The following is a 25,719-nucleotide window of genomic DNA, read 5'->3' as shown; positions in this document are numbered from 1 at the left end:
AATGGTGGTCTATCACTTCCATTTTAACCTACGGTGTGCGAACAGGGGCTGCCTTTCGTTCATCTTAACTAATTTCGGCAAACAAAGAAATCAACGGCCTAAATCGATGCTTTAGCTGGAGGATTTCCAGTTAATGTTCATTCGGATTCAAGAAGGGCCCAATTAACAGGAGAATTTCCAGTTAGTTTGGTTCTATAGATGAGAAGTAGTATGAAGAGTCTATTTGAGTTGATGAGGTACTAGCCATTAAATCCCCTTTTCCTTTCGTTATACGTAGTTGCTTGAACACTCTTATATAGACGTCTGCATCAGGTTTTTTTGCTATAAGCATCAATTGCACCATCCGCATAGCGGGCGGTTTCTGTTTTCCACGCTTCACTAGCTCAACTGGCTGAGGCCATTAATAAAAACCCCCAATCCGGATCACTCCGGTTGGGGGTTAGTTTCGATTGAGGCTTTTCAGCGAAGGGACAAACGAATCGTTTTGATCTCATACGGCGCGATGGAAATCACGGGCGAGTTCGTTTCGAACAGGTCACCAGCCGGACGTTCCAGAAGATCCGTTTCCTGCCATGCAGAGATCACGAGATCGCTGTTCAAACGGATTTGACCGCGTCCGCCCTTGTACTCATGGAAACGAACAATCAGGCTGTCGTCGTCTTCGGCTTTTTTCACGGTGTCGATCACGACTTCGGCGCTTCCGCTCGCATTAAGCAGAGAGAAAGACGGCGCGCCGGTTTTCCCTTCGGTTGCGTACACCGGCTGATTCAGCAGCGACGCGGCCTGCACCGTTCCGCCTTCCGACCAATGGCCTTCGTGCGGGAACAGCGAATACGTAAAGTCATGCTCGCCACGGTCGGCTTCCGGGTCCGGATAGGTGGCGGATTTCAGCAGGGACAAACGAATGACATTGTCTTTGACGTCATAGCCGTATTTGCAATCATTCAGCAAGCTGACGCCATAACCGTGTTCGGATAGATCAACCCACTGATGGCCAACCGTCTCAAAACGGGCCCAATCCCACGATGTATTCCAATGCGTCGGACGTTTGACGTTGCCAAACTGGATGTCATAGGTCGCTTCCGTTGCCCGCACGCTGACCGGGAATGCCACTTTCAAGAGTTGTTGACGCTCCTGCCAATCAATATGCGTCTTGAAATCGATCCGACGCTGGTCCGCATAGACGATCATGTCCTGTTTAACCGTTGACTCCGCGTATTTCCAGGTGAACGAAACAACCGAGCGAAGGGCTCCCGTTTCAATCGAACAGTTCGCAAGCTCCGTGATTTCCCGTTGTTTCTCCTGATAGAAAATATCGATATCCCACGCCTCATACATTTTCGGTTTGTCTTCAAATACTTGAAGCACATTCCCGTTTTGCCCCGGAGCCAATACCTCGCGGCCAGCCACCCGGTCGAAAATAGAGGTCAACTGGCCGTTTTCATTCCATTCCAATTTGTAGTAAGGCGTCTGAATGCCGTTTGGCAAAGCCGTAAAAGCAGGTTGCTCACCGGTTGCCACGGCGGTGCTTCCGCTTAAGCTGCGATGCAGCGACTTAAAGCCGAGCGGCGGAACGTTCTTCACTTTGACCCAATGGGTTTTTCCGTCGAACTCGGAGTCCAGCAGCGTCCCGTCCGCATCGCTCCAGCGCACTTCCGGATGAGAATCCTGGAGGGCAACCAGTCCGCTGTAAGCCCAGGAAGAAGGGTTCCAAACCGTAAACTCGCCTTCGGCATCCGCGGTCAGAGTATGAATCGCTTCTATGCGGCATTCCTCAAGAAGGTTTTGAGCATGTTCGTATTCGAGCGTGGAATCCTCATAAACCTCATGGATGGACGACCCGGGAATAATATCGTGGAACTGGTTGCGCAGAATCGTTTTCCAGCTCTCATCCAGCTTTTGCTTCGGATAACCGGCCCAGCTTCCCCGGAGCAAAGCGCCGAGGCTAAGAAGCCATTCCGTATCCCGCGACAGCAGCTCCATCTTGCGGTTGAATTTTTTGTTGCGCGCCTGGCTGGTATAGGTCCCTCTATGGTACTCCAGATACAGTTCCCCATCCCAGGTATGCACGTAACGATCCGTCGAATTTACCGTCTCATGCAGCTTGGCGAAATATTCATCGGCTCTTCCCGTCACGACGTTCGGAAGGCCAGGCATCGATTCCATTCTGCGGCGCAGCTCGAGATGCTCCCGGTTCACGCCCCCGCCGCCATCGCCGTACCCGTACGAAAGCAGCAGCTCCTTATTGATTTCCTTGTCCTGATACGTGTCCCAAATGCCCTTAACGCTTGACGCATTGATCTGGCCATTGTATGTATACCACCAGTATCTGCTGTCTTCCGGCGTCGTCACGAAATGAGTCAGCACCTCGCTGCCGTCGATTCCGCGCCATTTAAAAGTGTCATGAGGCATCCGGTTGTATTGATTCCAGCTGATTTTCGTCGTCATGAACGTATCGATGCCCGACTTGCGCAAGATTTGCGGCAAAGCCCAACTGTAGCCAAACACGTCGGGAAGCCATAAATACGTGCATTCCGCGCCGAATTCTTCACGGAAGAACCGGGTACCGTACAGCAATTGGCGAACCAGCGATTCGCCGCTCGTCAGATTGCAATCCGCTTCCAGCCACATGCCTCCGCCCGCTTCCCATCGGCCTTCTTTAACTCGTTCTTTGAGCTGCGCGTAAAGTTCGGGATAATCCGATTTCAAATATTCGTACAGCTGCGGCTGCGTTTGCAGGAACACATACTCAGGGAACATCTCCATCAGCCGCAGCACGGTGCTGAAGGAGCGGGCCGCTTTTTCGCGGGTATGTTTCAGCCGCCATAACCAAGCCACGTCGATATGGGTATGCCCGATGCAGTGAACCGTGACCGGGGACGATTTCTTGAGCGCCGCGATGGCCCCAGTCAATTGCTCTTCGGCTTCCGCGATCGTAGCATAAAACGATTCAGAGCCCGGCGCGGACCAATCGATGAGAAGAAACGCTCCATCGAGCGCATTCAGCAAATCAAAGCGCTCCGGCGCATGCTCGTGAATCACTTTAACCGTTTGCAAAACCGCTGTTGCCGTATAATACAGCCGATCGGCCGCATCGTCCAGCCAAGCCACGTCCGCGCGGTATAACCGGTGTTCCTGAATCCGTGGCTTCCCTCCGCCTTCCAGTCCCGACCAAAGCCGGAATTGCAGCAGCACATCGCTGCCTGCCGTCTCCTCGGACAAAAAGACCTCCTGATGATTTGAATCCACGCCCTGATACGGCTGGCCATTTACATAAATCAGCGACTCAAAACCCGAGTTTCCGCCGCCGCCCGTCCGGCCGAAATCGAACACCCCCACGATTCGGCGTCCTCTCCATTCTTGAGGAATGTTCACATTCGCTTCAAGCCATAAGTATAGATCGCGTCCTTCCCAGCGATCCTGAGCTTTCATCGTCGTCCAGGCCCCGTCTGCCGGCGGTCTTGTTCCAATGCCGCCGTCTTCGTCCGTCAGCGCGCGGAATTCGGCGATCGGCCGGATATCGCGATAACGATACGACGCGAGCTCCCTGATCCGAGCGTCCAGTTTCTCTTCTGTCCAAAACATATTAAGTCCCTCCCGGGTACAAGATGATCTCCACCTTCTCATTTTGCCTACCCGGGCTCCTTAAGTAAATTTCTTATCCTCATCATTTCTTGTCTTATTATGATATGATTATGGAGATGTGACAAGGAGGGAAATCCGTGGATTTCAAAGCGTGGAAAGGCAAGCTTCCGGCGAAACTCAACGAACTATGCTGTGAAATCCAGGTGAATGATGCGGTCATTGATTGGGTGGATATCGTTTTTGAACAAACCGGCAACGGCGGAAGATGCCCGGCCCATTCGCACACCTGGTACGAATTCAATTATGTCTTTTCGGGACAAATGCTGACCCGTTTCTATGACGAGGACGTTTTGATCCGGGAGGGCGAATTCTTTCTCATCCCTCCGGGAATGACCCACTCCCATGTGTATTACCGCGAAAATCCGCTGGAAGGCATCTGCCTGCGCTGGAGGTTCAGACCCGGAGCCTGCGGCGCGAATCATCATGAGGAGCTTGGCAACGCCGATTCCTTATTTGACAAACTGGTCAAATTGAAGGACTTCAGACCCGGCGCATACCGTGATACTCATGGACTGCTGTCTACCCTAGTGCAGTTGTTCGACGAAGCTGAGCTTGATCGCCCGAAGCTTTATCTGCAACTGCTGCTCGTTCAATTTCTGGTTGCTTTGGCTGCCGTTCCAAGGCCTGGCAGAGTCTCAGATGCGGCTTCCGGCGGCGTGCGCGATGCACTGATTCGAAAAGTCGAGGTGTATTTGGAAGATTTCCATGGGGGACGCTTAAGCGTAGAAGAGTTAGCCGCTTCCCTGCACATGAGCTATGGGCATCTGTCCCGCCTTTACAAGCAAAAAACCGGAAAAACCATCATTGAGGAAATGAACCGGATCCGCTTGGAAAAGGCCTGTGAGCTGCTCCAGCATTCCTCCCTGTTCATCAAGGAAGTCGCCGAACAATCCGGCTTCCCCGACATCTATTATTTCAGCAAAGCATTTAAGAAAAAATACGGCGTCAGTCCCCTGGTTTATCGAAAAACGGTTTTGAAGTAAATAGGCATTCACATATTTTTGGCCATCCGAGTATAATGTACTGACCTGAGCCAATAGGTCAAAGGTCCAGTATCGGAGGGCTTCGCCCCTCGCCAAAGGAAGATGGGAATGGGATACGACAACTTCAGGGCGGTTAGCCAAGCGTGGATTCAAAGGGAAGATATCCCGACGGGACTCGGTTACGAAGCTTTGGTGTATGCGTTTGAACGGGAGATGGGGCGATGGGATCCCTTCGCCGAGAGTATGCTCATTCAGCAGCAAGCTCCCTGGAGTACGGTGACAAGCGTAATTCAGCGTATGGCAGGCCCGCACGGGCTTATGATTTTTTTCCATATCGATCAGGGACGTCTTGTTTCACTGGATCAAAGCGTTAAAAAATGCCGTCTTTATCTCGTGGGAAACGGAATCATCGCCGAACGAATTCTTAGTGTGGACATCCGGGCCGCACTTTACGTTCCTTTTCGCGTCAGCCTATATGATAATGGTCATCCTGGCGGCGCAATCATCTCATTTGACCGTCCTTCTTCTTTTATGGCCTCGCTTCATCAGCCTGCACTCGCCGAACTCGGCCTGCTGCTCGACAGCAGAATCGACAGCGTCGTGCACTCCATCCTTGCCAATTACCGCTAAAAAACTCCGCAAATACGGGGCTTGATCGCTAATACCAGTGAATGGACAGACTTGGCGGATTCTTAAATTTCGACATATTTTCCTAAAACCTCAAATAATCAGGGAGGATTTGCAATTTAATACATAGAAAAGTATAAATACCACTTTAGTCCTGGTGCGGAATAGGACTAACTTCGGGATTCCGCAAGACGGATCGCGGTGCACAGCGAACGTTTTACATAGAACCTTACATTCTAGGAGCTGTTCCCGTGGATGAAATTATCCAAAAGATCGAAGAGCTCCGGTTGGAGTTGAATAAACTAGCCGAGTACAAACGTCTTGCCGACCGTGAACTTGTGATTTTAAGTCAACGATTGGATGAGTTGCTTAACGAATATAATCGTTGGCTGCTGCAGAGATCAACCAGATGATTCAGGGGAGCCGCATTAGCGGCTCCTTCTCATTTATCGAAAGAGGACGGGAATAAAAATAAGACAAAAAAAAGACCGCTATGTAAGCGGCCCCATGCTCATTTTCAGAACATGCAGATATTGGATAGGAGTGGAGAGAAACCATACTGTAGTTCTATTATATTGTATACGTTTTCATTCTGTCAACAAGTTTTTTTTAGCGCTTACATTTCCTGCTGCAAAGCCATCTCGGCTTTGCAAAGTTCAGACGTAGACGTCGTACCCCAGCGAATGAAGATGCTCTTTGGCCCGCTCCATTTCACGCTCTTGGCGGAATGACAGCCGCAAAACGCCCGGGACGTCTTCCCGGCTTTCGATGATATGCATATTGCTCAAATTGATATGCCGGAGTCCGAGCTCAGTAGCGATCTGCCCGATAATGCCCGGATGGTCGGGAACATCGATATAAATATCGAAGGTCGACGTTATGGCGCCTTTGCGACGTTCAGGCAGCTCGCCACGGAACAAATTGGCTTTGGCGAAAGCCTCTTCGATGCCGTCTCCGTTTTGTTCTTCCAGCATGGAAATGAATCCGCCGATTTCCTGATTCCAATCTTTCAGCAGACTCAACAGCACTTTGCGGTTACTAAGCAAAATATCGCGCCAAATCAGCGGATCGCTGGACGCAATCCGGGTGATGTCGCGAAAACCGCCGGCCGCCAGCATCCGGTATAAGCCGTTGGAGGCGTTGTAATCGCACACCTGGTTGACTAGCGCAACTGCGATAATATGCGGCAGATGGCTGATCGCCCCAACGATTTCATCGTGCATGACCGGATCGACGCGAACGATTTGAGCCTTGGTATACACGAGAAGCTGCTCCAGCTTGGCATAGGCCTCTTCCGGAACGTTTTGGGACGGTGTCAGCACATAGAAGGCATTCTCAAACAGCAGCGTCGAAGCGGCATCTACGCCGGACCGTTCCGATCCGGCCATCGGATGGCCGCCGATGAAATGAGCCCCGGGCCGCGAGATGCGCTCCGCGCAAGTCGCCACTGACGTTTTGGTGCTGCCCACATCGGTGATGATGCAGCCTTCTTTAAGCGGAAGGCGATTCAGCTCATGCAAATAAGGCTCAAGATTGCCGACCGGCACGCACAAAAAAATAAAGTCGGCGTCCAGCGCCGCCTCTTCCATGGATAATGTCGCGATATCCACAACGCCGCGTTCTGCGATTCGGTTTAAGGAATCAGGGCGATGACTGTGGCCGACGACGGTGATCCCCGGCTTGCCTTTAAAGCAAAGCGCCAGAGATCCGCCGATCAGTCCCACCCCGAAAATGGCTATTTTCGTCGTCATAATGATCTCTCACTCGTTTTCTGCGAATAAAATGATGGTTTATATATGGGCTTCCCGCTTGCCGAGCACCTGCTCCAGAGCGGAGATCAGCTTCACGTTTTGCTCGGCCGATCCGACCGAAATCCGGATATGTTGCGGATATTTATGAAATCCCGCACGGATGATGATCCCAAGCTTAAGCAGCGATTGGAACATGTCCATGGCCGACGTTTTGACGTTAACCATAATAAAATTGCCGTGGGCCGGAAAATAATCGAGGCCGAGTCTATCAAACTCGCTGTACAAATATTCGATGCCGCTGCGGTTTTTCTCCTTACACTCGGCAACAAAAGTCTTGTCCCCAATAGCGGCCAGCGCCGCCGCTTGCCCGATTCGGGACGTATTGAACGGCTCGCGCACCTGATTGATCAGCTTGATTACGCCCGGCTGCCCAAGTCCGTAACCGATGCGCAGCGAAGCCAATCCGTAAATTTTCGAAAACGTTCTCAGCACAACTACGTTCGGATATTTGTCCAGCAGCGCGATCCCGTTGGTATACTCGGCATCCGTCACATATTCGGCATAAGCTTCATCCAAAACGACAAGCACATGGCCCGGTACGCGGTCCAGAAAAGAAAGCAGGGCGCTGTCCGGCACGATTGTTCCTGTCGGATTGTTCGGATTGCAGATCCACACTACTTTGGTCTTGGCGCCGACTTTGGATAGCATCGCTTCCAGGTCATGAACGCCATCCTTGAGCGGAACCTCGATACTGACCGCGCCTTCGATGTCGGCATTGCTCTTATAGACCGAAAAGGTCTGGTCGGCCATTACCGACTCGTCTCCCGGCATAAAAAACGCCCGGGCAATCAATGCGATAATCTCATCCGATCCGCAGCCGAATATAATCTGGTCGCGTTTCACGCCATGAAGGCTTGCCAAAGCGTCCGTCAATTCCGCCGCGCTCCCGTCAGGGTACAGGTTAAGCAAACCGAACTCCTGCTCGATCGCGGCGAGGACACGAGGAGAACATCCATAAGGATTCTCGTTGGAAGCAAGCTTGATGACTTCCTCCAAGCCCAGCTCCTTCTTCACTTCCTCGATCGGTTTGCCCGGCTGATACACCGGAAGATCGACGATCCGGGGTTTTGGCAACATATCTATTCCTCCTCGCACATGTTCACGTAAGTTAATCACTCAATTCATATTTTCAATTGTGCCACAAAGTTGCGAATTTGCAATAACCCTTGCTCCTTCGTGGACGCCGCTTGAAGCAGCGGCAGGTTTTCCTCGATTTTCCGCACAATCGCGCTGCCTACGACGGCCCCGTCGCAAATTTTGGCGAAATGCCGTACCTGCTCTCCGCTGGAAATGCCGAAACCCACCGCAACGGGCAAATCGGTTTGCGCTCTGACCGAAGCGATAAAATCGTCGACACTATCATGAAAAGAAGCCCGCTCCCCGGTGACGCCAAGCGAGGACACGCAATAGACAAAGCCGCGGGCGCGCTCCAGAATCCCCGAGATTCGGCCGCTTGAAGTCGGCGCGACAAGCGGAACCAGCTTGACGTTTGCGGCGTCCGCCATCGCCAGAACCTCCTCCGCTTCCTCATAGGGAAGATCGGGAATGATCAGGCCGCTGATCCCGGCATTTTGCAGCAAGTCGAAAAAGCGTTCCAGCCCCGTTTGCAATACGGGATTGTAATAGGTAAACAGCACAAACGGCAATTGTACGCCCCGCTCTTTGGCCTTGCGTGCCGTCTCGATACAAGACTCGATGGTGACACGATGAGCCAAAGCCCTCTCGGAAGCCCGCTGAATCACAGGGCCGTCCGCAAGCGGATCTGAATAGGGAACGCCAAGCTCGATGACATCGGCTCCGGATTCCTGCAATACGAGCAAGAGGTCCAGCGTCGTTTCCGGGTCCGGATCGCCCACTGTGATAAACGGAATTAGCGCCGTTTTGCCTTGCTCTTTCAAGTCCGCAAACGTCCGGTCCAGCAAATTGATCGCAGCCGCACTCATATCGTCACCCCGCCTTCCGTATACGCCATAATCGATTCGACGTCTTTATCGCCCCGGCCGGACAAGCATATCACTACGATTTCGCCGGGGCTCATAACCGGCGCCATTTTGACGACCTGAGCCACCGCATGGGCCGATTCCAGCGCAGGAATGATACCTTCCGTCCGGCTCAGCAATTGCAGTGCGTCCAGAGCTTCTTTATCGGTAATCGGAAAGTATTTGGCCCGCTCGATATCCTTCAAATAGGAATGCTCGGGCCCGATCCCCGGATAATCCAGTCCCGCGGAAATGGAATGGGCGGGTTGTACCTGACCGTGTTCGTCTTGAAGCAGATAACTCAGCGATCCCTGGAAAACCCCCTTGCTGCCCTTCGTCATCGTTGCGGCATGAAATTCGGTGTCGATTCCGCGGCCGGCCGCTTCAACGCCCACAAGCCGCACATCCTTGTCTTCGATAAAAGGATAAAACATGCCGATGGCGTTGCTTCCTCCGCCAACCGCGGCAACGAGCAGATCCGGAAGTCTCCCTTCCTGCTCCAGCATCTGCCGGCGCGTCTCGTCGCCGATCACGCGCTGAAAATTGCGCACCATCATCGGATACGGATGCGGTCCGGTGGCCGAGCCAAGAATATAAAACGTATCCTGCACGTTGCTCACCCAGTAGCGCAGCGCTTCGTTGCAGGCGTCCTTCAGCGTCCGCGTTCCCGACATGACGGGAACGACTTCCGCTCCCAGCAGCTTCATGCGGAACACGTTGAGCTGCTGGCGTTTCGTGTCTTCCTCGCCCATGAACACCTTGCACTCCATGCCGAGCAATGCGGCCACCGTAGCTGTCGCTACGCCGTGCTGGCCGGCTCCGGTTTCGGCAATGACTTTCTTTTTGCCCATGCGCTTGGCCAAAATCCCCTGACCGACGGCATTGTTGATTTTATGTGCACCCGTATGGTTCAAATCTTCGCGCTTCAAATAGATTTTGGCTCCGCCCAAATGCTTGCTCAAGCGCTCTGCGTAATATAGCGGCGTTTCCCGTCCGGAATACTGTTTCAGTAAATAGTCGATTTCCTCTTGAAATGTGGGGTCCGCCGCGTTCTTTTTATAGGATTCCTCCAGTTCGATCAAGGCGTTCATCAACGTTTCAGGCACATAACGGCCTCCAAATGGGCCAAACCGTCCGTGCTGATCCGGTACCTGTGTCATGATTCCTTCACCCTTTCCACAAAAGCCGATATTTTTGCGATATCTTTGACGCCGTCCGTCTCCACTCCGCTCGACACATCCACGCCGTCCGGGGAAACCTTTCCGATGAGTTCCTTCACATTGCCGGGATGAAGCCCGCCCGCAACGAGAAAAGGAATCCCCTGCCGTTTTGCCCATTCCTGATAAGGGGCCGCCAAGTGCCAGGCAAAAGCCACCCCGGAGCCGCCTCCGTATCCGGGATCGTAGGTATCCAGCAGCAGGCCGTCCAATAAACCGTCATATAATTCCAAGGATCGCTCGCCATGGAGCGATCCGTCATTTTTTACGGAAAAAGCTTTATAGATCGGGATTTCGAAAGCATTCTTGACCTCCCGGCAAAATTCCGGGCTTTCGGTACCGTGAAGCTGCAAAACATCAAGCTTGGCCTCGGACAAAACATCCGCAAGCTCTTGAATCGAAGGGTTGACAAACACGCCGACGCTCCGCGGGATTTGGCCGGTATTCCACTGCGCCAATATGGGCAGCAGTTCCGCCGCTTTTGTCCCTGTAACCTGCCGACGGCTTGGGGCAAACACGAATCCGACATAATCGACCGGCAAGTTCTTCATAGATTTTAGCACTTCAACGCTTTGAAGTCCACAAATTTTTACGGCGGTCTCAGTCATGATGCCTACTGCTCCCCTCCGGTTGAAGCTCCGAACTCTCTGCCGATTTCGGCAATCCAAGCAGCTCGTGAACGGCCAGATCAACCCGTTCCCTGCGCATAAAGGTCTCTCCGATCAGCACGCCTCCGGCCCCGTTCTTGGCGAGATACCGGATATCCTCCGGTACGCGGATGCCGCTTTCGCTGATGAGGGTTACGCCTGCGGGAATATGCTGCGCCAAAGCAGCCGTCGTCTCCAGCGACGTTTCAAATGTCCGCAAATTTCTATTATTGATACCGATCAATTTCACGTTTTCGAGCCGCAAAGCGCGACTTAGCTCCTCCCTGTCGTGTACCTCCAGCAGCACGTCCAGGTCAAGCTCCCCGGCAATCCGCATGAAATCGCTCAGCTGCGCATCGCTCAGGATCGCGGCGATCAGCAGCACGGCATCGGCGCCTAGCAGCCGGGCTTCGTAAATTTGCCGCTCGTCGATAATGAAATCCTTCCGCAGCAGCGGCACCCCGACTGTTTCCCGGATGGCTGTCAGATACGCCCCGCTGCCTTGAAAATAAGTCTCGTCGGTCAGCACGGAAATGCAATCCGTCTCCGCCGATTCATAGGCGAGCGCCAGCTCTACCGGATGGAAATTCGGACGAATGAGGCCTTTGGACGGGGAGGCCTTTTTGACCTCGGCAATGAGTCCCATATTGCGTTTTTTACCCGTGGTTAACGCCTGGTAAAAACCGCGGGTCGGCGCCATCTCCGATATGCGGCGTTTGGCGTCTTCAATGGACAACGCAGCGGCTAATTTCTCGACTTCCTGTTTTTTTGTTTCTACGATGCGATCAAGATACATAGCTTAGTTCCCCCGTGGTCTGTATCAGCTGATTTAACTTGCCGAACGCTTTGCCGGAGTCGATCGCTTCGGCGGCGATGGCCACTCCTTCGCGAATGCTGTCCGCAAGGCCCGCTACATAAATGCAGGCGCCTGCGTTCGCAAGCACGACGTCGCGGTACGCTCCTTTTTCACCTTGCAGCACTCGTTCGATAATGGCCGCGTTCGTCACGGCGTCGCCCCCCATCATTTCGGAAAGCGAGTACGTTTTAAGTCCAAGATCCTGCGGTTGAAGGTCATACGTGTGAATTTCACCGTTTTTCAGTTCGGATACCCTAGTCGGTGAGGAAATGCTGATCTCGTCCAGTCCTTCCCGGCTCGTAACCACGAGCGCGCGCTTTGATCCCAGTTCACGCAGCACTTCGGCGATCGTGGCGGTTTTGCCGCCGTCATAAATTCCAAGTACCTGGCGATCAGCCCCGGCCGGGTTGGTTAACGGCCCCAGCATGTTGAATACCGTGCGAATGCCGAGTTCTTTACGCGGCCCGGCCGCATGCTTCATCGAAGGGTGATATAGCTGTGCGAACAGAAAGCAGATGCCGATATCGTCCAGACAGCGTTTGGCCTGATCTGCATTAAGCTGGATGTTGACTCCCAGCGCTTCCAACACATCGGCGCTTCCGGCACGGCTGGTTGCCGAACGGTTGCCGTGTTTGGCCACTCTGACGGAAACCGAAGCGGCGACGATGGCCGATGTTGTCGAGATGTTGAATTTATGGATACCCGAGCCACCCGTCCCGCATGTATCGAGCAGCTGTTTCGTTTCCGTACGCAGCCGGCTTCCCGCTCCGCGCATCGCTTCGGCAAAACCGGTGATTTCTTCGACCGTCTCGCCCTTGATCCGCAGCGCCGTCAGCAGGCCGCCGATTTGCGCCGGAGTCGTTTCGCCGTTCATAATGGCTTCCATCATGCCGCGAGCTTCTCCTCTTAGCAAATCCTGCCCCTGAATCAGTTTGTTGATCCCTTCCTGAACCGTTTCAAGTCCGTTCATCGCCATTCTCCTCTCTTCATTGTCCCGGAGTATATTGATATAGATAATCCTGATTGATGACACCTTCAGATTTGGCGGTCGGCGGAAACATTTGCTCCGCCGTCCGGATCGCGGTCAGCAGAGCCTTAGCTTTATTCACCGACTCCTGATACTCATTTTCCGGGACCGAATCCCAGACGATGCCGCCTCCCGCCTGGACATAGGCCTTGCCATGCTTGAACACAATCGTCCGGATCGTAATGCAGGAATCCATGTTGCCGGAAAAGCCTAGATATCCGATCGCCCCGGCGTAAGTGCCGCGCGCTTCCTTTTCGAGTTCGGCGATGATCTCCATCGCCCGCAGCTTAGGCGCGCCGGACACCGTGCCCGCCGGCAAGCAGGACAAGAAAGCATCAAAGAAATCTTTGTCGCCGCGCAGCTTCCCCGATACTTTCGAAACCATGTGCATTACGTGGGAGTATCGCTCAATTTCCATATAAGAATCGCATTTCACGCTGCCAAACTCCGATACCCGGCCCAGGTCGTTGCGGCCCAGATCGACCAGCATCAAATGCTCAGCTCGTTCTTTTTCATCTTTCAAAAGCTCGGCCTCAAGCTCCAGATCCGCCTGTTCCGTAGCGCCCCGCGGCCTTGTTCCTGCGATGGGACGCGTTTCCACCCGGCCGTTCTCGACCTTAACGAGCGCTTCGGGCGAAGTGCCGACGATGATCTCTTCGTCGAGCTTGAGGTAGTACATGTACGGCGAAGGGTTCAGCGTGCGAAGCACCCGGTACACATGCAGCGGGTCCACCTCGGTTTCAATGTGAAACCGCTGCGACAACACCACTTGAAAAATATCGCCGGCGCGAATATACTCTTTTCCTTTTTCCACATTGGCAATGAACTGCTCCTTCGTCAGGTTCGACCGGACCTCTCCCAGATCGGTCACCACCGGCAGCGGGCGGCGGTTAAAGCTTTCGCTTGGTCCTTCCTGATGCAGCAGATCCGCCAATTCGTCAAGCTTCCGTTCGGCTCTTACATAAGCGCTGCGAATGTCCTCGTCGCGGTCGCCTTCCTTGACATGCACGTTTCCGACGAGCAGGATCCGCTGCTTCACATGATCAAAAACGATGACCTGATCGCAAAACATAAACTGCATATCCTGCATGTTCATATCGTCGACCCGGTGCGACGGCAGCTTCTCGTAATACTGCAGCAAATCGTAGCCGAAAAAACCGATCGCTCCGCCTGTGAACGGCGGCATTTCTTTTAACTTCGGGCTGCGGTATCCCCGCAAAATCGCCTTCAGCTCGTCTATTGGTTTGTTCGAACGCAAAGTTTGCTTGACGCCCTCTCGCTCTATAACAATCTCGCCCTTTTTGGCCGAAATCATCAGAAACGGATCCGTGCCGATAAATGAGTATCGCGCCCACTGAATGCCGCCCTCCACGCTTTCCAGCAAAAATGCCCGTTCCCGCCGGGCGACCCGACGGAAAATCCGAATGGGGGTTTCCAAGTCGGCCAGCAGCGGACGAACGATGGGAATCAGGTTATAATCCTTGGCCAATGCGATAACCTCTTCTGTTTGCGGGATTGTCACTTTGGTTCACTTCCTTTTTGGAATGGTTTTTTGGCGAGTAAATAGGGGCTTGTGCCTTAGAAACCAAATAAAAAAACCTCTACCGAAGTAGAGGTTCGTTGGATTTTTGGAGTTTACAGGAAAGTTGTTGGCCAAATTGGAGTTCTGACGCGCAAGCGGACAGGAAAATAAGGCGGCCATACCTTGAAAATTGGCCAAAATGCGGTCGAAAATCGGAAAATACCGTTTCTCCGCTTAACCTTGTTCCAAAAAACATCCGGTGCGGCAAAACAAAAGGCTCAACATTACTTTTCTCTCAGCTAAACTCTGCTCATCTCAGCTAAACTCTACTCGTCTCTGAAAACACTTAACTCATTTCTCACTAACTATTCGCTAAAATCTTAAAACTACTATAACTTACGATGCTCCGGTTTGGCAACACCGGAATTCCCTCCAATCTCTTGCAAGCTTGGCATCAGGATCCGGGTACAATCAAGTCGGGCCGCAACCTAGTGGCTTCGTTAAGATATACATGCTTCATTTCGCGTTGGGTTTTGTTCGTATTGACCTGGATCAACAAGCGGATGCATTTCGGCAGGGCGCCTTTAACGGGAATCTCCGTCGAACACATCAGCGGAACCAGGTCCCAACCGTTTAAATCCCGGATCGCCCGCGCAGGAAACGTCGCGTCGAGGTCCGGCGTCACGGTAATCCAGACGCTGCCGATATCCTCCGGCTCGATTTGATTGCGGTCCACGATTTCTTTCAGCAAAACGGCCGTAGCCTGCAAAATCTCCTGCTCCTCGTTATGGAGCACCGTCGTAGCTCCGCGAATGCCTCGGCTATACATGCTGTCCCTCCTCTTTTTCTTCCGAAATAACCCGGCGTACTTCTTCCACCGTTACGTCAGGTGCGATCTCCACCTTGCCGATCGAGGCGGGAAGCACAAAAACGAGCTGCTGCTCCTGGAACTTCTTGTCGTGCATCATGGCGGCGATAATATCTTCCGTATCCAGATGCGGCGGAATACGCGTCGGCAAACCAAAGCCGCTCAGAATGGTTTTCGTATATTCATAAATCGAGCGATCCTTGCCTCTGTTCACCGCCAAGCGCGCCGCGGCGACCATGCCGATGGAGATTGCTTCTCCATGCAGAAATTCGCCATAGCCCCCGATCGCTTCCAGCGCGTGCCCGATCGTATGTCCAAGATTAAGGATCGCCCGCAGACCATGCTCCTTCTCGTCGACGGAAACGACCTGAGCCTTAATCGAGCATCCCAAATTCAGGCCATGTCCCAGCGCATCCGGGTCCAAGTCCAGCAATTCGCGGGTATGCTCGCGGCACCAATCGGCGAAGGCCTCATCCCAGATTAGCCCATGCTTGATCATTTCGGCTAACCCCGACCGTACATCCCGCGGCGGCAAGCTTTGCAGCGTGTCAACATCGTACAGCACCATTTCGGGCTGATAAAAGGCTCCGATCATATTTTTCGCCAGCCGGTGGTTAACCGCCACTTTGCCGCCAACGCTGCTGTCATGCGCCAAAATCGTCGTCGGCATCTGCACGAACGTGACGCCGCGCATATAGGTGGCGGCGACAAACCCGGCCAAATCGCCAACCACGCCGCCACCAAGCGCTACGACGGCCGATCGCCGATCCAACCCGCCCTCGATGGCCGTTGTCATCACTTCCTCGAACACATCGAGTGATTTCGATTTTTCCCCGGCCTTAATAACCTTGTTGACGGTGGAATAGCCTGCCTCCCGCAGCGACCGCTCCACCTTTTCCAGATAAAGAGGGCCTACATGATCGTCGGTAACGATCAAAATACGGCTTTTCTTAGCCAATTGATGGCGCTCGAAAAACTCCCCGGCGCTCGCAAGCAAGCCCCCGCCGATATAAATCGGGTACGAGCGCTCTTCCAAATCAACCTTCAGCGTTCTCATCAGTAATTCTCCAACTGAGCCTTATAGCTCTCGTAATTACGCTCGATTTCCTCAATCGAGTCGCCGCCGAATTTCTCGAGGAATGCCTTGGCGATTTCCCAGGCAACGACATGCTCCAGCACCACGCTGGCTGCGGGAACCGCGCAAGCGTCGGAGCGTTCCACCTGAGCCGCAAACGGCTCTTTCGTATCGATATCCACACTTTGCAGCGGTTTGTACAGCGTAGGGATCGGCTTCATGACGCCGCGGACAATCACCGGCATTCCGTTCGTCATACCGCCTTCAAAGCCGCCAAGCCGGTTGCTCGCCCGATAATAACCGCGCTCCGCGCTGTACAAAATTTCATCATGCACCTGGGAACCCGGCAGCGTCCCGGCTTCAAAGCCGATTCCGATTTCCACGCCTTTGAAGGCGTTGATCGACATGACCGCCTGTGCGATACGTCCGTCCAGCTTGCGGTCGTACTGCACATAGCTGCCGAGACCCGCCGGTACGCCTTCCACAATGCACTCCACGATCCCGCCGATGGAATCGCCGTCCGTTTTGATCCGGTCGATGTAGGCTTCCATTTTTGCCTCCGTATCGGCATCCGCCACACGTACGGAGGAGGCTTCCGTCACTTTGACGAGCTCTTCCAGCGGCAGATTCATCGGCGGCGCCTCGATTTCGCCGATACGGATGACATGACCGCCAACGCGAATCCCGAAACGCTCCAGCAATTGCTTGGCAATGGCCCCAACCGCGACACGAACCGCCGTTTCCCGGGCGCTGGAACGCTCCAGCACGTTCCGCAAATCCTTAAGGTTGTATTTCAAGCCGCCGCTCAAGTCCGCATGACCCGGCCGCGGTCGGTTCACCCGACGCTTCTCCTCATCCGTCCCTTCGATCGGCTCGATATTCATAATGTTCCGCCAATGGGTCCAATCTTTATTCTCAACGACAAGCGCCACCGGCGCGCCGGTCGTATAACCGTGCCGCACTCCGCCGACGATTTGCGCCGTATCTTTCTCGATTTGCATCCGCCGGCCCCTTCCGTAACCTTTTTGACGACGGGCCAGCTCAAAATTGAGCGCGTCAAAATCCAGTTCAAGATTGCTCGGCAATCCTTCTATAATCGCAGTCAGCTGGGGTCCATGCGTCTCCCCCGCCGTTAAGTAACGTAAACTCATGATGCGTTCCCCCTTTAAACTGTTAAACTGTAAAGAGCTAAAATCCGAAGATATCTTTGCTTATTATAGTATAGCTTTCTTCCTTTTGACAAGAAAGGCGAAAAACTCCCCGAAAAAGCGGAAGAACCGCCAACAGGGCGGTTCTTCTTGATATCGTTCTTAAAAAATAAGTTCATTATTACGCAACAATCCTCGCATTTCTAATCGTTCAAGAGTCCGCCCGCCACGAGCAGCCGCTTCAGGATTACGGCTGCTTCGGCCCGAGTTGCCGTCCGGTTCGGCGCAAATGTCCCATCAGGTAACCCGGAGACGATCTGCATGCCGCTCAGCCATTCCACGTCATCCTTCGCCCAGCCGTGGATTTGATCGCTGTCGCCGAAGGAAGAAGCGACGCTGGCTTTTTCGCGCTCTTTCAGAAGGGCCAGCGCACGGGCAGCCATAACCGCGATCTGCTCGCGGGTGACCTCCTGACCCGGATGGAACATTCTGTCCCCGTCTCCAGAGACGATGCCAAGCTCGGCCGCATCGGCAATCGCATCCGTGTACCACGCGTTATCCGGGATATCACTGAACGGCTCGCCGTCTTCGTTCGCGCCGGATGAGCTCAGGCCCAGCGAACGGACCAGCATTGCGGCGAACTCGGCCCGGGTCACCGAGCGTTCGGGAGCAAACCCGGCTTCCGATACTCCGTTAACGATGAATCTGGAAGCAAGCTGTGCTGCCTCTTCTTTAGCCCAGTGCGACTTCGTATCGGCAAAAATGACCGGATGATCGGCAATCACGACAATTCCGTTCAGCGGGCTCTTCACCGTAACGATCGTTTCTTCCCCATCGCTTGCAAACAGAGCGGGCACATAGCTGAACGTTCCCGCTGCCGGATCGTATAGCAAGGCCACAGCGGTGTCTGGGTTCAGCGCGTCATCTATGGTCAGCGACCGCTCGACATAATTTCGGCCGAAATCACGGATGACCGTTTCTTCGGAGCCTTTTGTCACCTGCAGCTTATATTCCGCCGCCGGACCTTTTAGCAGAAGCCCCTGTTTCGAAGCTTGATCGGCCATCTGTTGCTGAACGGTATCTGGCACAGATATAACGGTAAATGTCAGAACCGCGGTCGATGCATCTTGATCGCCGAGCCCTTTGAGTATTTCATCCACGAGCTTCAGCGGAATTCGGCAGGAGGCGTCCCCGTTCACGATGCGGAGCACGGAATCCGGACTAGCCGCCGCCGCTTGCCGGATCGCTCCGGCGCTGAAGCTCGCGCTTCCGTCCGCCTGCGGTTTGATCTCGATGACCGTTTGAGCGCCGCTGGCGGCATCCGAAAGCGCCTTGTCGTTGGCCGCAACATCCGTGCCTCCGGTCGCTACTGAGGCCGATCCAGTTCCCGGAGCGGCTCCTCCCCCGCTGCCGCCGGACCCGCCGCCGGGACTGCCCGGATCGACCGGAGGCTGCGGCGTTGTCCGCTGTACGGAGGCGAAACCCTGATTGATCTCCTTGAAGGCAAATGCCGCCGCCGGATCGGAGACCATCTGGATACGATCTCCGCGGACAATGACATTGTCAACGGTCGCCGAGCCTTTCACATTCGGCGTGACTTCCAGACCGTTCGTGCCGGCTCCGTCAATGACGATATTTTGCAGAAGCACATCCTCCAGCGAAAAATCGCCATGGACGATCAATCCGGCAAAAGTGCTGTCCTGTACGGCGTTGTCCCGCACGATAATTGTTCCGGTCATATTGCTTTCACCGGCATACAGCCACAAGCCTCCGAGATTGACGAGATACCCGCTGTCATAGCTTCCGGTGCGAATCAGCGTATTGCGTTCCACCACGGTCGTTCCATCGAACGGCTCCGCGCTGAACCGGGTGGATATGGCAATCCCCGCACCGTTTGTGATCGTGTCTTTCGCGATGTTATCCTGAATCTTGTTGCCCTTGCCGCCGAATACGACGATATTATCGGCGAGCCAAGGCAAGGCAACCGTGTTGAAGCGAGCCGTGTTATTTATGCTCGGCGTCCGCTCATCCCCGTTTACGTCCTTCAGCTTCTCGTCCGTAAAGGACCAGATCGCGATCCCGTCATCACCCGGATAACGGATATCGCTCTGTTCCATCATACTGTTGCTTGTGCCAACCGCAAAGTTGATTCCGTCGGCCATCAAATTGCGAATGCGAAGTCCCATCATGTACAGTCCGTTTGTCCGGGCGGTTTCGCCGTTTGGCTGCGTCAGCCATAGCCCGGCCTTCGAATGCTCGATCCATACGTCCTGGATGATGGAGCCCTGGCCGAAGGCACCATGGAAGGCGTTCGTCACCGCTTCGTCGTCCCGCACGTTGATCCCGCCGTCGATCAAGAGATCGAACACTTCGATCCGGCCGCCGTGCCCGTAGAACTTGGCGCCCTTCAGCGTCGTGTACCACATGCCGGCCCCGCGGATCACGGCGGAGTCCAATTGAAGCAGTTCATCCCCGAAATCAAACGTGCCTTCCGGAAACCACACGCCCTTGCCGCTAGCCTTGGCCGCTTCCAGCGCCGCTTTGAATGCCTCCGTATCGTCGTTACCGTCGTCTGGGACCCCGCCGTAATCCGTCACCGGCAGGAAGCCTTCCGGCATTGCCAGCGGGGAGGCCACCTGCTCCATTTCCACCAGGTCTATCACATAACTGGCGGCTGTATCGGAGGCATCCTTCTGCAAGCGAATCACGGCGTTCTCCGGCACATCGCCGATCAGCGCGTGAATTTCGTCAAAGAAGCGATGTCCACTGCCTTGAGCCGGATCGTTGCTCCACGGATAGCTCCCGTATTCCCAAGCGTACTTCGACGTTAAGTTAAGATGCCGTTTAAACTGTCCATCAATATATAGCGACAGCGTCTTCTCCTCACCCTGACCGTCCGTGCTGTCCGGCATCGAATAGCGCAGCACGATGGAATTGGCGGTCTCTGCCAGCGTAAATTCCACATAATCCCCGTATTGCTCGAGGGATACCGCCTTGCGCCCCGAAGCTTCCGATGCGATGCTGCGATATTTGCGGGACGGTCCGATCAAAGTTCCGTTCGTTGCGGCATCCTCCGCTTCATAGGTGATATAAGGTACCGTAGCTCCCCGGTAATTTTTGCCGATGCTGTTCTTGACCGTCAGGCTTTCGATGCCGAGTTCATCCATCTCCGCAGCGCCGCCGCTAATTGACATCGAGTTCATCCCAGCGCGCAAGCTCAGCTTGATTTCGGCCATGCGCGACCCTTCGGCCGCGTTCAAAACGACCGGTTCTTGATCCAGACCGTTCACTTGCAGCCCAAGCTGCTGCGCAGCACCGGACTTGTTATTATAGCGAATTATGGCTGTGTATTCCGCCTCGTCCGTCGCGCGGACAGCAAAGCGCAAAACTCCCTCTCCATGAAAAGCATTTTGTACCGGGTACACAATATCGCTTGCCAGCGGGGTAAAGCTCCATGACGCACTGTCCTGTCCGGCAGCGGCGCCGTATTCGATCCGATCGCCGTTATGGTTCAGCGTCCCCGCCGCAGCCGCGTTTTCCAAAGTCCGATATCCGAGCTCTTCCTGTACCGACCACTGCGCGAATAGTCCCGATCCGCCGCTTAAAAGCACGGGCTGCTGCCGATTGTCAAGTCCGATATAGCGGCCGGTCGCCGCATTTTTGATCAAATTTCGGCCGTTATAGTCCTGAAGCAGCCAGCGCGACGCTCCCCCGCTGCCGGACGCTCCGAGGTATACCAGTTTGCCGCCTTGTTCGGACAGCACCTTATCCCGTTCTCCTTTGGGCGAGATGACGATGAGATTCGTGTCGTTTTGTACGGGTGTCGCCGTATTCAGATTACGCGGCGCGTCCATTTCCGGCGTCGTGTACTCGCCTTCCGCCGGTTCAAGCAACCACTGCGCCGAACCCCACGATTCCGGCAAAAGGGCGCGTTCCGCATATCCCGCGCTATTTTGGACGTTAACGTACTCGTCGTCGTAGCCGTCGTACAAGCTGCGAATGATCACGTTCGCGCTGCCGTCCGCCCTCGTCACGGACCAGACCGAAGCGCCGTTCGAATCGGGGGTATTCCCTTTGCTTTCCAGATACGAATATTCGTTATTCAGGGTCAGGTAATGGCCCGTTGCCCGGTTTTGAATAACTTCATGGCCATGATCCGAAGCGATCAGCCACTGGGCATATCCATTATCCGGCGCCGTGTTGCCGTACAACACGATGCCGTTTCGGTTCTCGTACAAATATTGGCCGTTCAGGGCGCTTTTGATTTTGACCGGAGACGCCGGAATCGGTTCCGCTGCCTCCGCCACCGGCACCGCAACGAACTGGGCGGCATCCAGCGCATCAGTTCCCGGGGCCTTGTTCATGCGCACAACCGGCCGGTTCTGTTCATCCAGCGCGGCATACAAAAAGTGACCGGCCCAGCCGCTTTTGATATTGACGTAAGAGCTGTTCGTGGCGCTGGGTTGCACATACCATTTGACGCTGGCCCAGGTCGAATACACGGTTTGGAGCGTCTGCAAATACTCCGGCGGATTATCGTCAGCTTCGTGGCCGGCGATGTTTTCGAGTGCCATATACTTACCGGAATTCGTGTTTTTGATCATTACCGCGCCGTTCGAACCGGCTACATCCTCCAGGAACCAGACCGACGAGCGGTCGTCGTCCGCAATCTCGCCGTAAGTCACTTCACTGACGGTCGGATCGACAGTCGGCGTCTCATACAAATACTGATTCGTTCCTTTCAGTTGAAAGCGGAAAAGCTGCGGTTTCGGTTCCGCGACCGTAATGAATTTCCATTGCGGGCTTCCCCAGGTTGGATTGATTGCGCTGTACTCCGCGTATTTGGTCAAATTTTGAATTGAAACAAATTTATCCGCCGGTTGTCCCGCGACATAATCCTTCATGCTGCTCATTAATTTGTTGCCGCCGGACAGCGTTTTGACCGACCAGACGAAGCCGTTATCCACAAGGGTCAAATCTTCCAGCGCAGTAGCCTGTATATGGCCTTCCGGCATTTGCGCCACGTTCATGTAGTGCCCGGTTTCCCGGTTTTTGATCAGCTTGCGGCCATTGTACTTCTGTACGACCCATTGATCCCGCCGATCATCCTTGCGGGCGTTGCCGTATTTTATTGTCCCGTCGTTATTCTCGTACAAGTAATACGGCTGCCAGCTGTTTTGAATGCGGATGTAGGTCTCCTCGCCGCCCGCCAAAGCCGACGGATCGACCAACTCCCACTGAGCGTCAAGGCTGGCGCCATCGCCGGTTACCGCCGCGCCTCCGCCCGGACTGGCGGAAATATAACTTCCTGCCGAACTAATATTTTCAATCGTCGTATAATCGTCGTACTCTAGGGAAGCGTTCAGCTTCCATCCGTCTCCCGGCCCGGCCGGATCGGCCTGCTTCACCGACAGCGAGCCGCCCTCCAGCACGATATATTGGCCGGACTGCTCGTTGCGGATACGTTTGCTGCCGTCATAATCCTCAAGCAACCATAAGGCGGAGGAGGCATTTGCAATTTGATCCAGCGTTCCGTGCTTTAGTACGCCGCTGTCCTCATAAAGGAAGTCGGTGCCTACGCTTTCATTCGTATAAGCTGCAATTCGGACCGGCGCCATGTCCGAGGCAGGAATGATACGCCACTGAACATTGGTGCCCTCGATCCCTCCCGCCCAGTTGTTGGACCGGACTTCGTTGTCGCCGTCGAATTGGGGATTCAGCCAGCAGTCGATCAGATTCGTTGTATCCGTCTCCGTACGCTGCTGCGAATTTCGAAAGCCCACATACCCGGAGCCGGCAGGGTCGTCCACTTGCACCCATTCGCTAAGGGAAAGATCGTCCGGATTCGAGTCCGCTGCCGGCGTCCCGGCCCAGGTGGTTAAATTTTGCGTAATAACATGCCCGGTTTGCCGGTTGCGGATTTGAACCGTTCCGGTATCCTGTCCTGTTTCGACGTACCAATGCGACTTCGTATCCCGCGCATCCACAGGGCCGTACTTCACCTTGCCGTCCTCTTCGAACATCACTTGACCGGGACGCATCCGGCTTTCGATTCTTACCGGCGTCTTGCCGTCCACCGCGACAAACGCCCACTGAGGGCTTTCAAACGTAATGTTAATATCGGAGCTCGTCTGCGCATAACCTTTCTGGTCTTCCTCGTGAATGACCAGATTGCTATTTGGCTGAGAAGCGCTGCGAATGACCATATACCCTTCCCGGCTGGAAAGGTCTATGTACCATTGTTCTTGGATGCCGGGAGCCGCCGTATCGACAGCTGTCAGCGGGTCTTCCCGCTTCATGGTTTGAGCGATGCTGATGTAATGTCCGGTTTTTGCGTTCTTGATGCGCGAAACGCCTTCGTCCGTCTCCACCGTCCAATGGGCGGAAGCGTCGGACATGCTTGTCACCCCGTACAGTACTTTTCCGTCCGATGCTTCATACAAATAATTGCTTTGCCATTTGTTCTTGATCATGACAGTGCCTCCGGGAATTTGTCCCGTGCCGGTTCCGCCCGAATTACCTTCCGCCGCGTAGACCGGAAAAGATGTCAGAACAAGCAGCAGCGCCAGCAGCGAGACCACTGCAGACTTCAGCCTTTTCATTCGCAAACCTCCCTCGATCAGGTTCATTTCCTCATCATCATAAAATAACAGCGCTTTCATTTTGATGTCCGATCTTAAGGGAATAGTGGTGTGATTATACGAAATTACGGCATAAAGACCAGAAATGCAAAAAAACGCCAAGGGATTGTCCAATCACCCTGACGTTTTCCAATTCATTGTTCATTGACTTAACCGGAGGCCGGCTGGTTATCCAAGGCTGCAGTGCGCTTAGGCTCATCAGGAAGGTCTTCCAGCAATCTTTTCAAATGAGATCCTTCGATACCCAAAACTTGCGCGCATTCCTGCGGCGTAAGGAATCCCCGCCGATATGCTTCGATAACTTTTCGCTTATCCATGACCTGACCCCCAATATCCTGATGTTCTCAAGTATTGGAAACCGCAAGCCGGAATATACCCGATCGGATTATCCTTTTTTACGGTAAAAGAACGTCTCCGACGCTTCCAGATCATATTGCCCAGGCGAGAAGATCTGCTCCGTGCTCCCGACGAACAAAATGCCTCCCGGACGCAGCGCTTTGGAAAACTTATGATAAAGCCCATGCTTGGCTTCTTCGGTAAAATAGATCATGACGTTGCGGCAAACGATCATGTCAAACCCTTCCTCAAACGTATCGAGCAGCAGATTTTGCTTCTTGAACGTGATCGCTTTCTTCAGCTTGGCGTCAAAACGGTACATCGCGCCTTCCGGCGTAAAATAACGCTTCGCAACATCCGCGGGAACATCCTTCAGCGAACGTTCGAGATACAGCCCCTCCGCCGCTTTGCCAAGCGCCCCTTCGTCTATGTCCGTCGCAAGCAGATAGGTGCTGCTTAACAGCCCTTTATCCGCAAGAATCATCGATAACGTATATGGCTCCTCGCCGGTAGAGCAGGCCGCGCTCCAGATTTTCAGGCGCTGCTTGCCGGCGGCGAGTTCAGGCAGCACGCTGTCCCGCAAAACCTCCCAGCGGTTCGGATTACGCCAAAATTCGGAGACGTTAATCGTCATCTTGTCCAGGAATTCGTAGAATAGCGCCTTTTCGGCCATCATCGCCGTGAAAAATGCGGCGAAGGTCGGATACCCGTTTTTGTTGCGCAGGGTCGTCAAGCGCCGTTTCATTTGGGCCTCTTTGTACTGGGCCAAATCGATGCCCGTGTTTTTCTTGATGCTCTGAATAAAACCCAAATAATCGGGATCCGCTTTGTCTGTGTCGTCCTCCCGAGAGGAGTCGGGGATGATCCGGTTTAGATCCATGGGCTGATGCTCCTTGTATAAGGTATTAGTTCATGCGGCGCAAAAAAATTCTCGATTTCCCGGGTTGCGCTTTCAATTCCGTCGGAACCATGGATTAAATTAAACGGCGTGTGTGCGGCAAAATCGCCCCGAATCGTACCGGGGAGCGCCTCCGTCACTTTCGTCTTGCCGATGACAAGACGGGATAATACGATGATGTCGTCGCCTTCCCACACCATTGCAAATACAGGGCCGGAAGTAATGAAGCTGACCAGTTCGTCGAAAAACGGTTTTCCTTCATGCTCGGCATAATGCTTTTTCGCCTGGGCTTCGGTCGCTTGAACCAGTTTGCCGGCTACCAATTGGAAGCCTTTTTCTTCAAAACGGCTTATAATTCTGCCAATAAGCCCACGCTCAACGCCGTCCGGCTTCACCATCAAAAACGTTCTTTCCATGGTTCCCCTCCCAAAAATTCATC

General features: G+C 54.0%; 19 protein-coding genes. 3 read left to right on the top strand and 16 right to left on the bottom strand.

From position 1 onward, the window contains the following. Nucleotides 1-459: 459 nt before the first annotated feature. The gene (locus tag ACI48K_RS07615) at nt 460-3,585 is read right to left on the bottom strand and encodes an alpha-mannosidase (RefSeq protein WP_475026959.1); all 3,126 of its coding nucleotides are present in this window, start codon (nt 3,583-3,585) and stop codon (nt 460-462) included. Between the two features lie 137 nt (nt 3,586-3,722). On the opposite strand from ACI48K_RS07615, the gene ACI48K_RS07610 reads away from it, so the two are divergent. The 3 genes from ACI48K_RS07610 to ACI48K_RS07600 all read left to right on the top strand — a co-directional run bounded on the left by ACI48K_RS07610 (nt 3,723) and on the right by ACI48K_RS07600 (nt 5,668). Beyond that, nucleotides 3,723-4,628, top strand: a complete 906-nt coding sequence (locus ACI48K_RS07610) for a helix-turn-helix transcriptional regulator (RefSeq protein WP_475026958.1) — start codon at nt 3,723-3,725, stop codon at nt 4,626-4,628. Between the two features lie 108 nt (nt 4,629-4,736). Then, a complete protein-coding gene (locus ACI48K_RS07605; RefSeq protein ID WP_475026957.1) occupies nt 4,737-5,258 on the top strand; it encodes a DUF302 domain-containing protein in 522 nt (173 codons plus the stop codon). Between the two features lie 248 nt (nt 5,259-5,506). After that, nucleotides 5,507-5,668, top strand: coding sequence for an aspartyl-phosphate phosphatase Spo0E family protein (locus ACI48K_RS07600; RefSeq protein ID WP_475026956.1), 162 nt, complete (start codon nt 5,507-5,509; stop codon nt 5,666-5,668). Between the two features lie 243 nt (nt 5,669-5,911). Here the strand turns inward: ACI48K_RS07600 and ACI48K_RS07595 are convergent, their stop codons facing one another. The 15 genes from ACI48K_RS07595 to ndk form a co-directional block, all read right to left on the bottom strand. Then, the gene (locus ACI48K_RS07595; RefSeq protein WP_475026955.1) at nt 5,912-7,006 is read right to left on the bottom strand and encodes a prephenate dehydrogenase; all 1,095 of its coding nucleotides are present in this window, start codon (nt 7,004-7,006) and stop codon (nt 5,912-5,914) included. A gap of 39 nt (nt 7,007-7,045) precedes the next feature. Then, nucleotides 7,046-8,143: a histidinol-phosphate transaminase gene (gene hisC / locus ACI48K_RS07590; RefSeq protein WP_475026954.1), complete on the bottom strand. Its 1,098-nt coding sequence runs from the start codon at nt 8,141-8,143 to the stop codon at nt 7,046-7,048. A 44-nt stretch (nt 8,144-8,187) separates the two neighbouring features. Continuing rightward, nucleotides 8,188-9,009: a tryptophan synthase subunit alpha gene (gene trpA / locus ACI48K_RS07585; RefSeq protein WP_475026953.1), complete on the bottom strand. Its 822-nt coding sequence runs from the start codon at nt 9,007-9,009 to the stop codon at nt 8,188-8,190. Continuing rightward, entirely contained in the window at nt 9,006-10,205 is a 1,200-nt protein-coding gene (gene trpB, locus ACI48K_RS07580; RefSeq protein WP_475026952.1) for a tryptophan synthase subunit beta, read from the bottom strand. The genes trpA and trpB overlap by 4 nt, the downstream gene beginning before the upstream one ends. After that, nucleotides 10,202-10,870 carry a phosphoribosylanthranilate isomerase gene (locus ACI48K_RS07575; RefSeq protein WP_475026951.1) on the bottom strand — a complete coding sequence of 223 codons (669 nt, stop codon included), beginning with the start codon at nt 10,868-10,870 and terminating at the stop codon, nt 10,202-10,204. The genes trpB and ACI48K_RS07575 overlap by 4 nt, the downstream gene beginning before the upstream one ends. Beyond that, nucleotides 10,863-11,705, bottom strand: a complete 843-nt coding sequence (gene trpC / locus ACI48K_RS07570) for an indole-3-glycerol phosphate synthase TrpC (RefSeq protein ID WP_475026950.1) — start codon at nt 11,703-11,705, stop codon at nt 10,863-10,865. The genes ACI48K_RS07575 and trpC overlap by 8 nt, the downstream gene beginning before the upstream one ends. After that, nucleotides 11,695-12,735, bottom strand: coding sequence for an anthranilate phosphoribosyltransferase (gene trpD / locus ACI48K_RS07565; RefSeq protein WP_475026949.1), 1,041 nt, complete (start codon nt 12,733-12,735; stop codon nt 11,695-11,697). Before trpD ends, trpC begins: the two co-directional genes overlap by 11 nt. A 16-nt stretch (nt 12,736-12,751) precedes the next feature. Further along, a complete protein-coding gene (gene trpE / locus ACI48K_RS07560) occupies nt 12,752-14,314 on the bottom strand; it encodes an anthranilate synthase component I (RefSeq protein WP_475026948.1) in 1,563 nt (520 codons plus the stop codon). 454 nt (nt 14,315-14,768) lie between these two features. Further along, a complete protein-coding gene (aroH, locus tag ACI48K_RS07555; RefSeq protein WP_475026947.1) occupies nt 14,769-15,143 on the bottom strand; it encodes a chorismate mutase in 375 nt (124 codons plus the stop codon). Further along, complete coding sequence (aroB, locus tag ACI48K_RS07550) at nt 15,136-16,239, bottom strand: 3-dehydroquinate synthase (RefSeq protein WP_475026946.1); 1,104 nt, start codon at nt 16,237-16,239, stop codon at nt 15,136-15,138. The genes aroH and aroB overlap by 8 nt, the downstream gene beginning before the upstream one ends. After that, a complete protein-coding gene (aroC, locus tag ACI48K_RS07545) occupies nt 16,239-17,408 on the bottom strand; it encodes a chorismate synthase (RefSeq protein ID WP_475026945.1) in 1,170 nt (389 codons plus the stop codon). The genes aroB and aroC overlap by 1 nt, the downstream gene beginning before the upstream one ends. A 200-nt stretch (nt 17,409-17,608) precedes the next feature. Further along, a complete protein-coding gene (locus ACI48K_RS07540) occupies nt 17,609-24,007 on the bottom strand; it encodes an S-layer homology domain-containing protein (RefSeq protein WP_475026944.1) in 6,399 nt (2,132 codons plus the stop codon). A gap of 188 nt (nt 24,008-24,195) precedes the next feature. Beyond that, nucleotides 24,196-24,363, bottom strand: a complete 168-nt coding sequence (locus ACI48K_RS07535; RefSeq protein ID WP_475026943.1) for a hypothetical protein — start codon at nt 24,361-24,363, stop codon at nt 24,196-24,198. Between the two features lie 68 nt (nt 24,364-24,431). Further along, nucleotides 24,432-25,262 carry a CheR family methyltransferase gene (locus ACI48K_RS07530; RefSeq protein ID WP_475026942.1) on the bottom strand — a complete coding sequence of 277 codons (831 nt, stop codon included), beginning with the start codon at nt 25,260-25,262 and terminating at the stop codon, nt 24,432-24,434. Then, on the bottom strand, nt 25,253-25,696 hold the full coding sequence (ndk, locus tag ACI48K_RS07525) for a nucleoside-diphosphate kinase (RefSeq protein WP_475026941.1): 444 nt from the start codon (nt 25,694-25,696) through the stop codon (nt 25,253-25,255). Before ndk ends, ACI48K_RS07530 begins: the two co-directional genes overlap by 10 nt. Between the last annotated feature and the right edge of the window lie 23 nt (nt 25,697-25,719).

The sequence above is a fragment of the Paenibacillus terrisolis genome, assembly GCF_056171975.1.
Note: the sequence above shows the minus strand (reverse complement) of the source record. Positions and strands in the feature narration are given on the sequence as shown.

Bases quoted from the DNA above. Each gene is read 5' to 3' on its own strand.
- trpD (WP_475026949.1), bottom strand. From the start codon at position 12,735: ATGAACGGACTTGAAACGGTTCAGGAAGGGATCAACAAACTGATTCAG.
- ACI48K_RS07595 (WP_475026955.1), bottom strand. From the start codon at position 7,006: ATGACGACGAAAATAGCCATTTTCGGGGTGGGACTGATCGGCGGATCT.
- ACI48K_RS07615 (WP_475026959.1), bottom strand. From the start codon at position 3,585: ATGTTTTGGACAGAAGAGAAACTGGACGCTCGGATCAGGGAGCTCGCG.
- trpA (WP_475026953.1), bottom strand. From the start codon at position 9,009: ATGAGTGCGGCTGCGATCAATTTGCTGGACCGGACGTTTGCGGACTTG.
- ACI48K_RS07605 (WP_475026957.1), top strand. From the start codon at position 4,737: ATGGGATACGACAACTTCAGGGCGGTTAGCCAAGCGTGGATTCAAAGG.
- trpB (WP_475026952.1), bottom strand. From the start codon at position 10,205: ATGACACAGGTACCGGATCAGCACGGACGGTTTGGCCCATTTGGAGGC.
- ACI48K_RS07540 (WP_475026944.1), bottom strand. From the start codon at position 24,007: ATGAAAAGGCTGAAGTCTGCAGTGGTCTCGCTGCTGGCGCTGCTGCTT.
- ACI48K_RS07530 (WP_475026942.1), bottom strand. From the start codon at position 25,262: ATGGATCTAAACCGGATCATCCCCGACTCCTCTCGGGAGGACGACACA.
- ACI48K_RS07575 (WP_475026951.1), bottom strand. From the start codon at position 10,870: ATGACTGAGACCGCCGTAAAAATTTGTGGACTTCAAAGCGTTGAAGTG.
- aroB (WP_475026946.1), bottom strand. From the start codon at position 16,239: ATGAGAACGCTGAAGGTTGATTTGGAAGAGCGCTCGTACCCGATTTAT.
- aroH (WP_475026947.1), bottom strand. From the start codon at position 15,143: ATGTATAGCCGAGGCATTCGCGGAGCTACGACGGTGCTCCATAACGAG.
- aroC (WP_475026945.1), bottom strand. From the start codon at position 17,408: ATGAGTTTACGTTACTTAACGGCGGGGGAGACGCATGGACCCCAGCTG.
- hisC (WP_475026954.1), bottom strand. From the start codon at position 8,143: ATGTTGCCAAAACCCCGGATCGTCGATCTTCCGGTGTATCAGCCGGGC.
- ACI48K_RS07535 (WP_475026943.1), bottom strand. From the start codon at position 24,363: ATGGATAAGCGAAAAGTTATCGAAGCATATCGGCGGGGATTCCTTACG.
- ndk (WP_475026941.1), bottom strand. From the start codon at position 25,696: ATGGAAAGAACGTTTTTGATGGTGAAGCCGGACGGCGTTGAGCGTGGG.
- trpC (WP_475026950.1), bottom strand. From the start codon at position 11,705: ATGTATCTTGATCGCATCGTAGAAACAAAAAAACAGGAAGTCGAGAAA.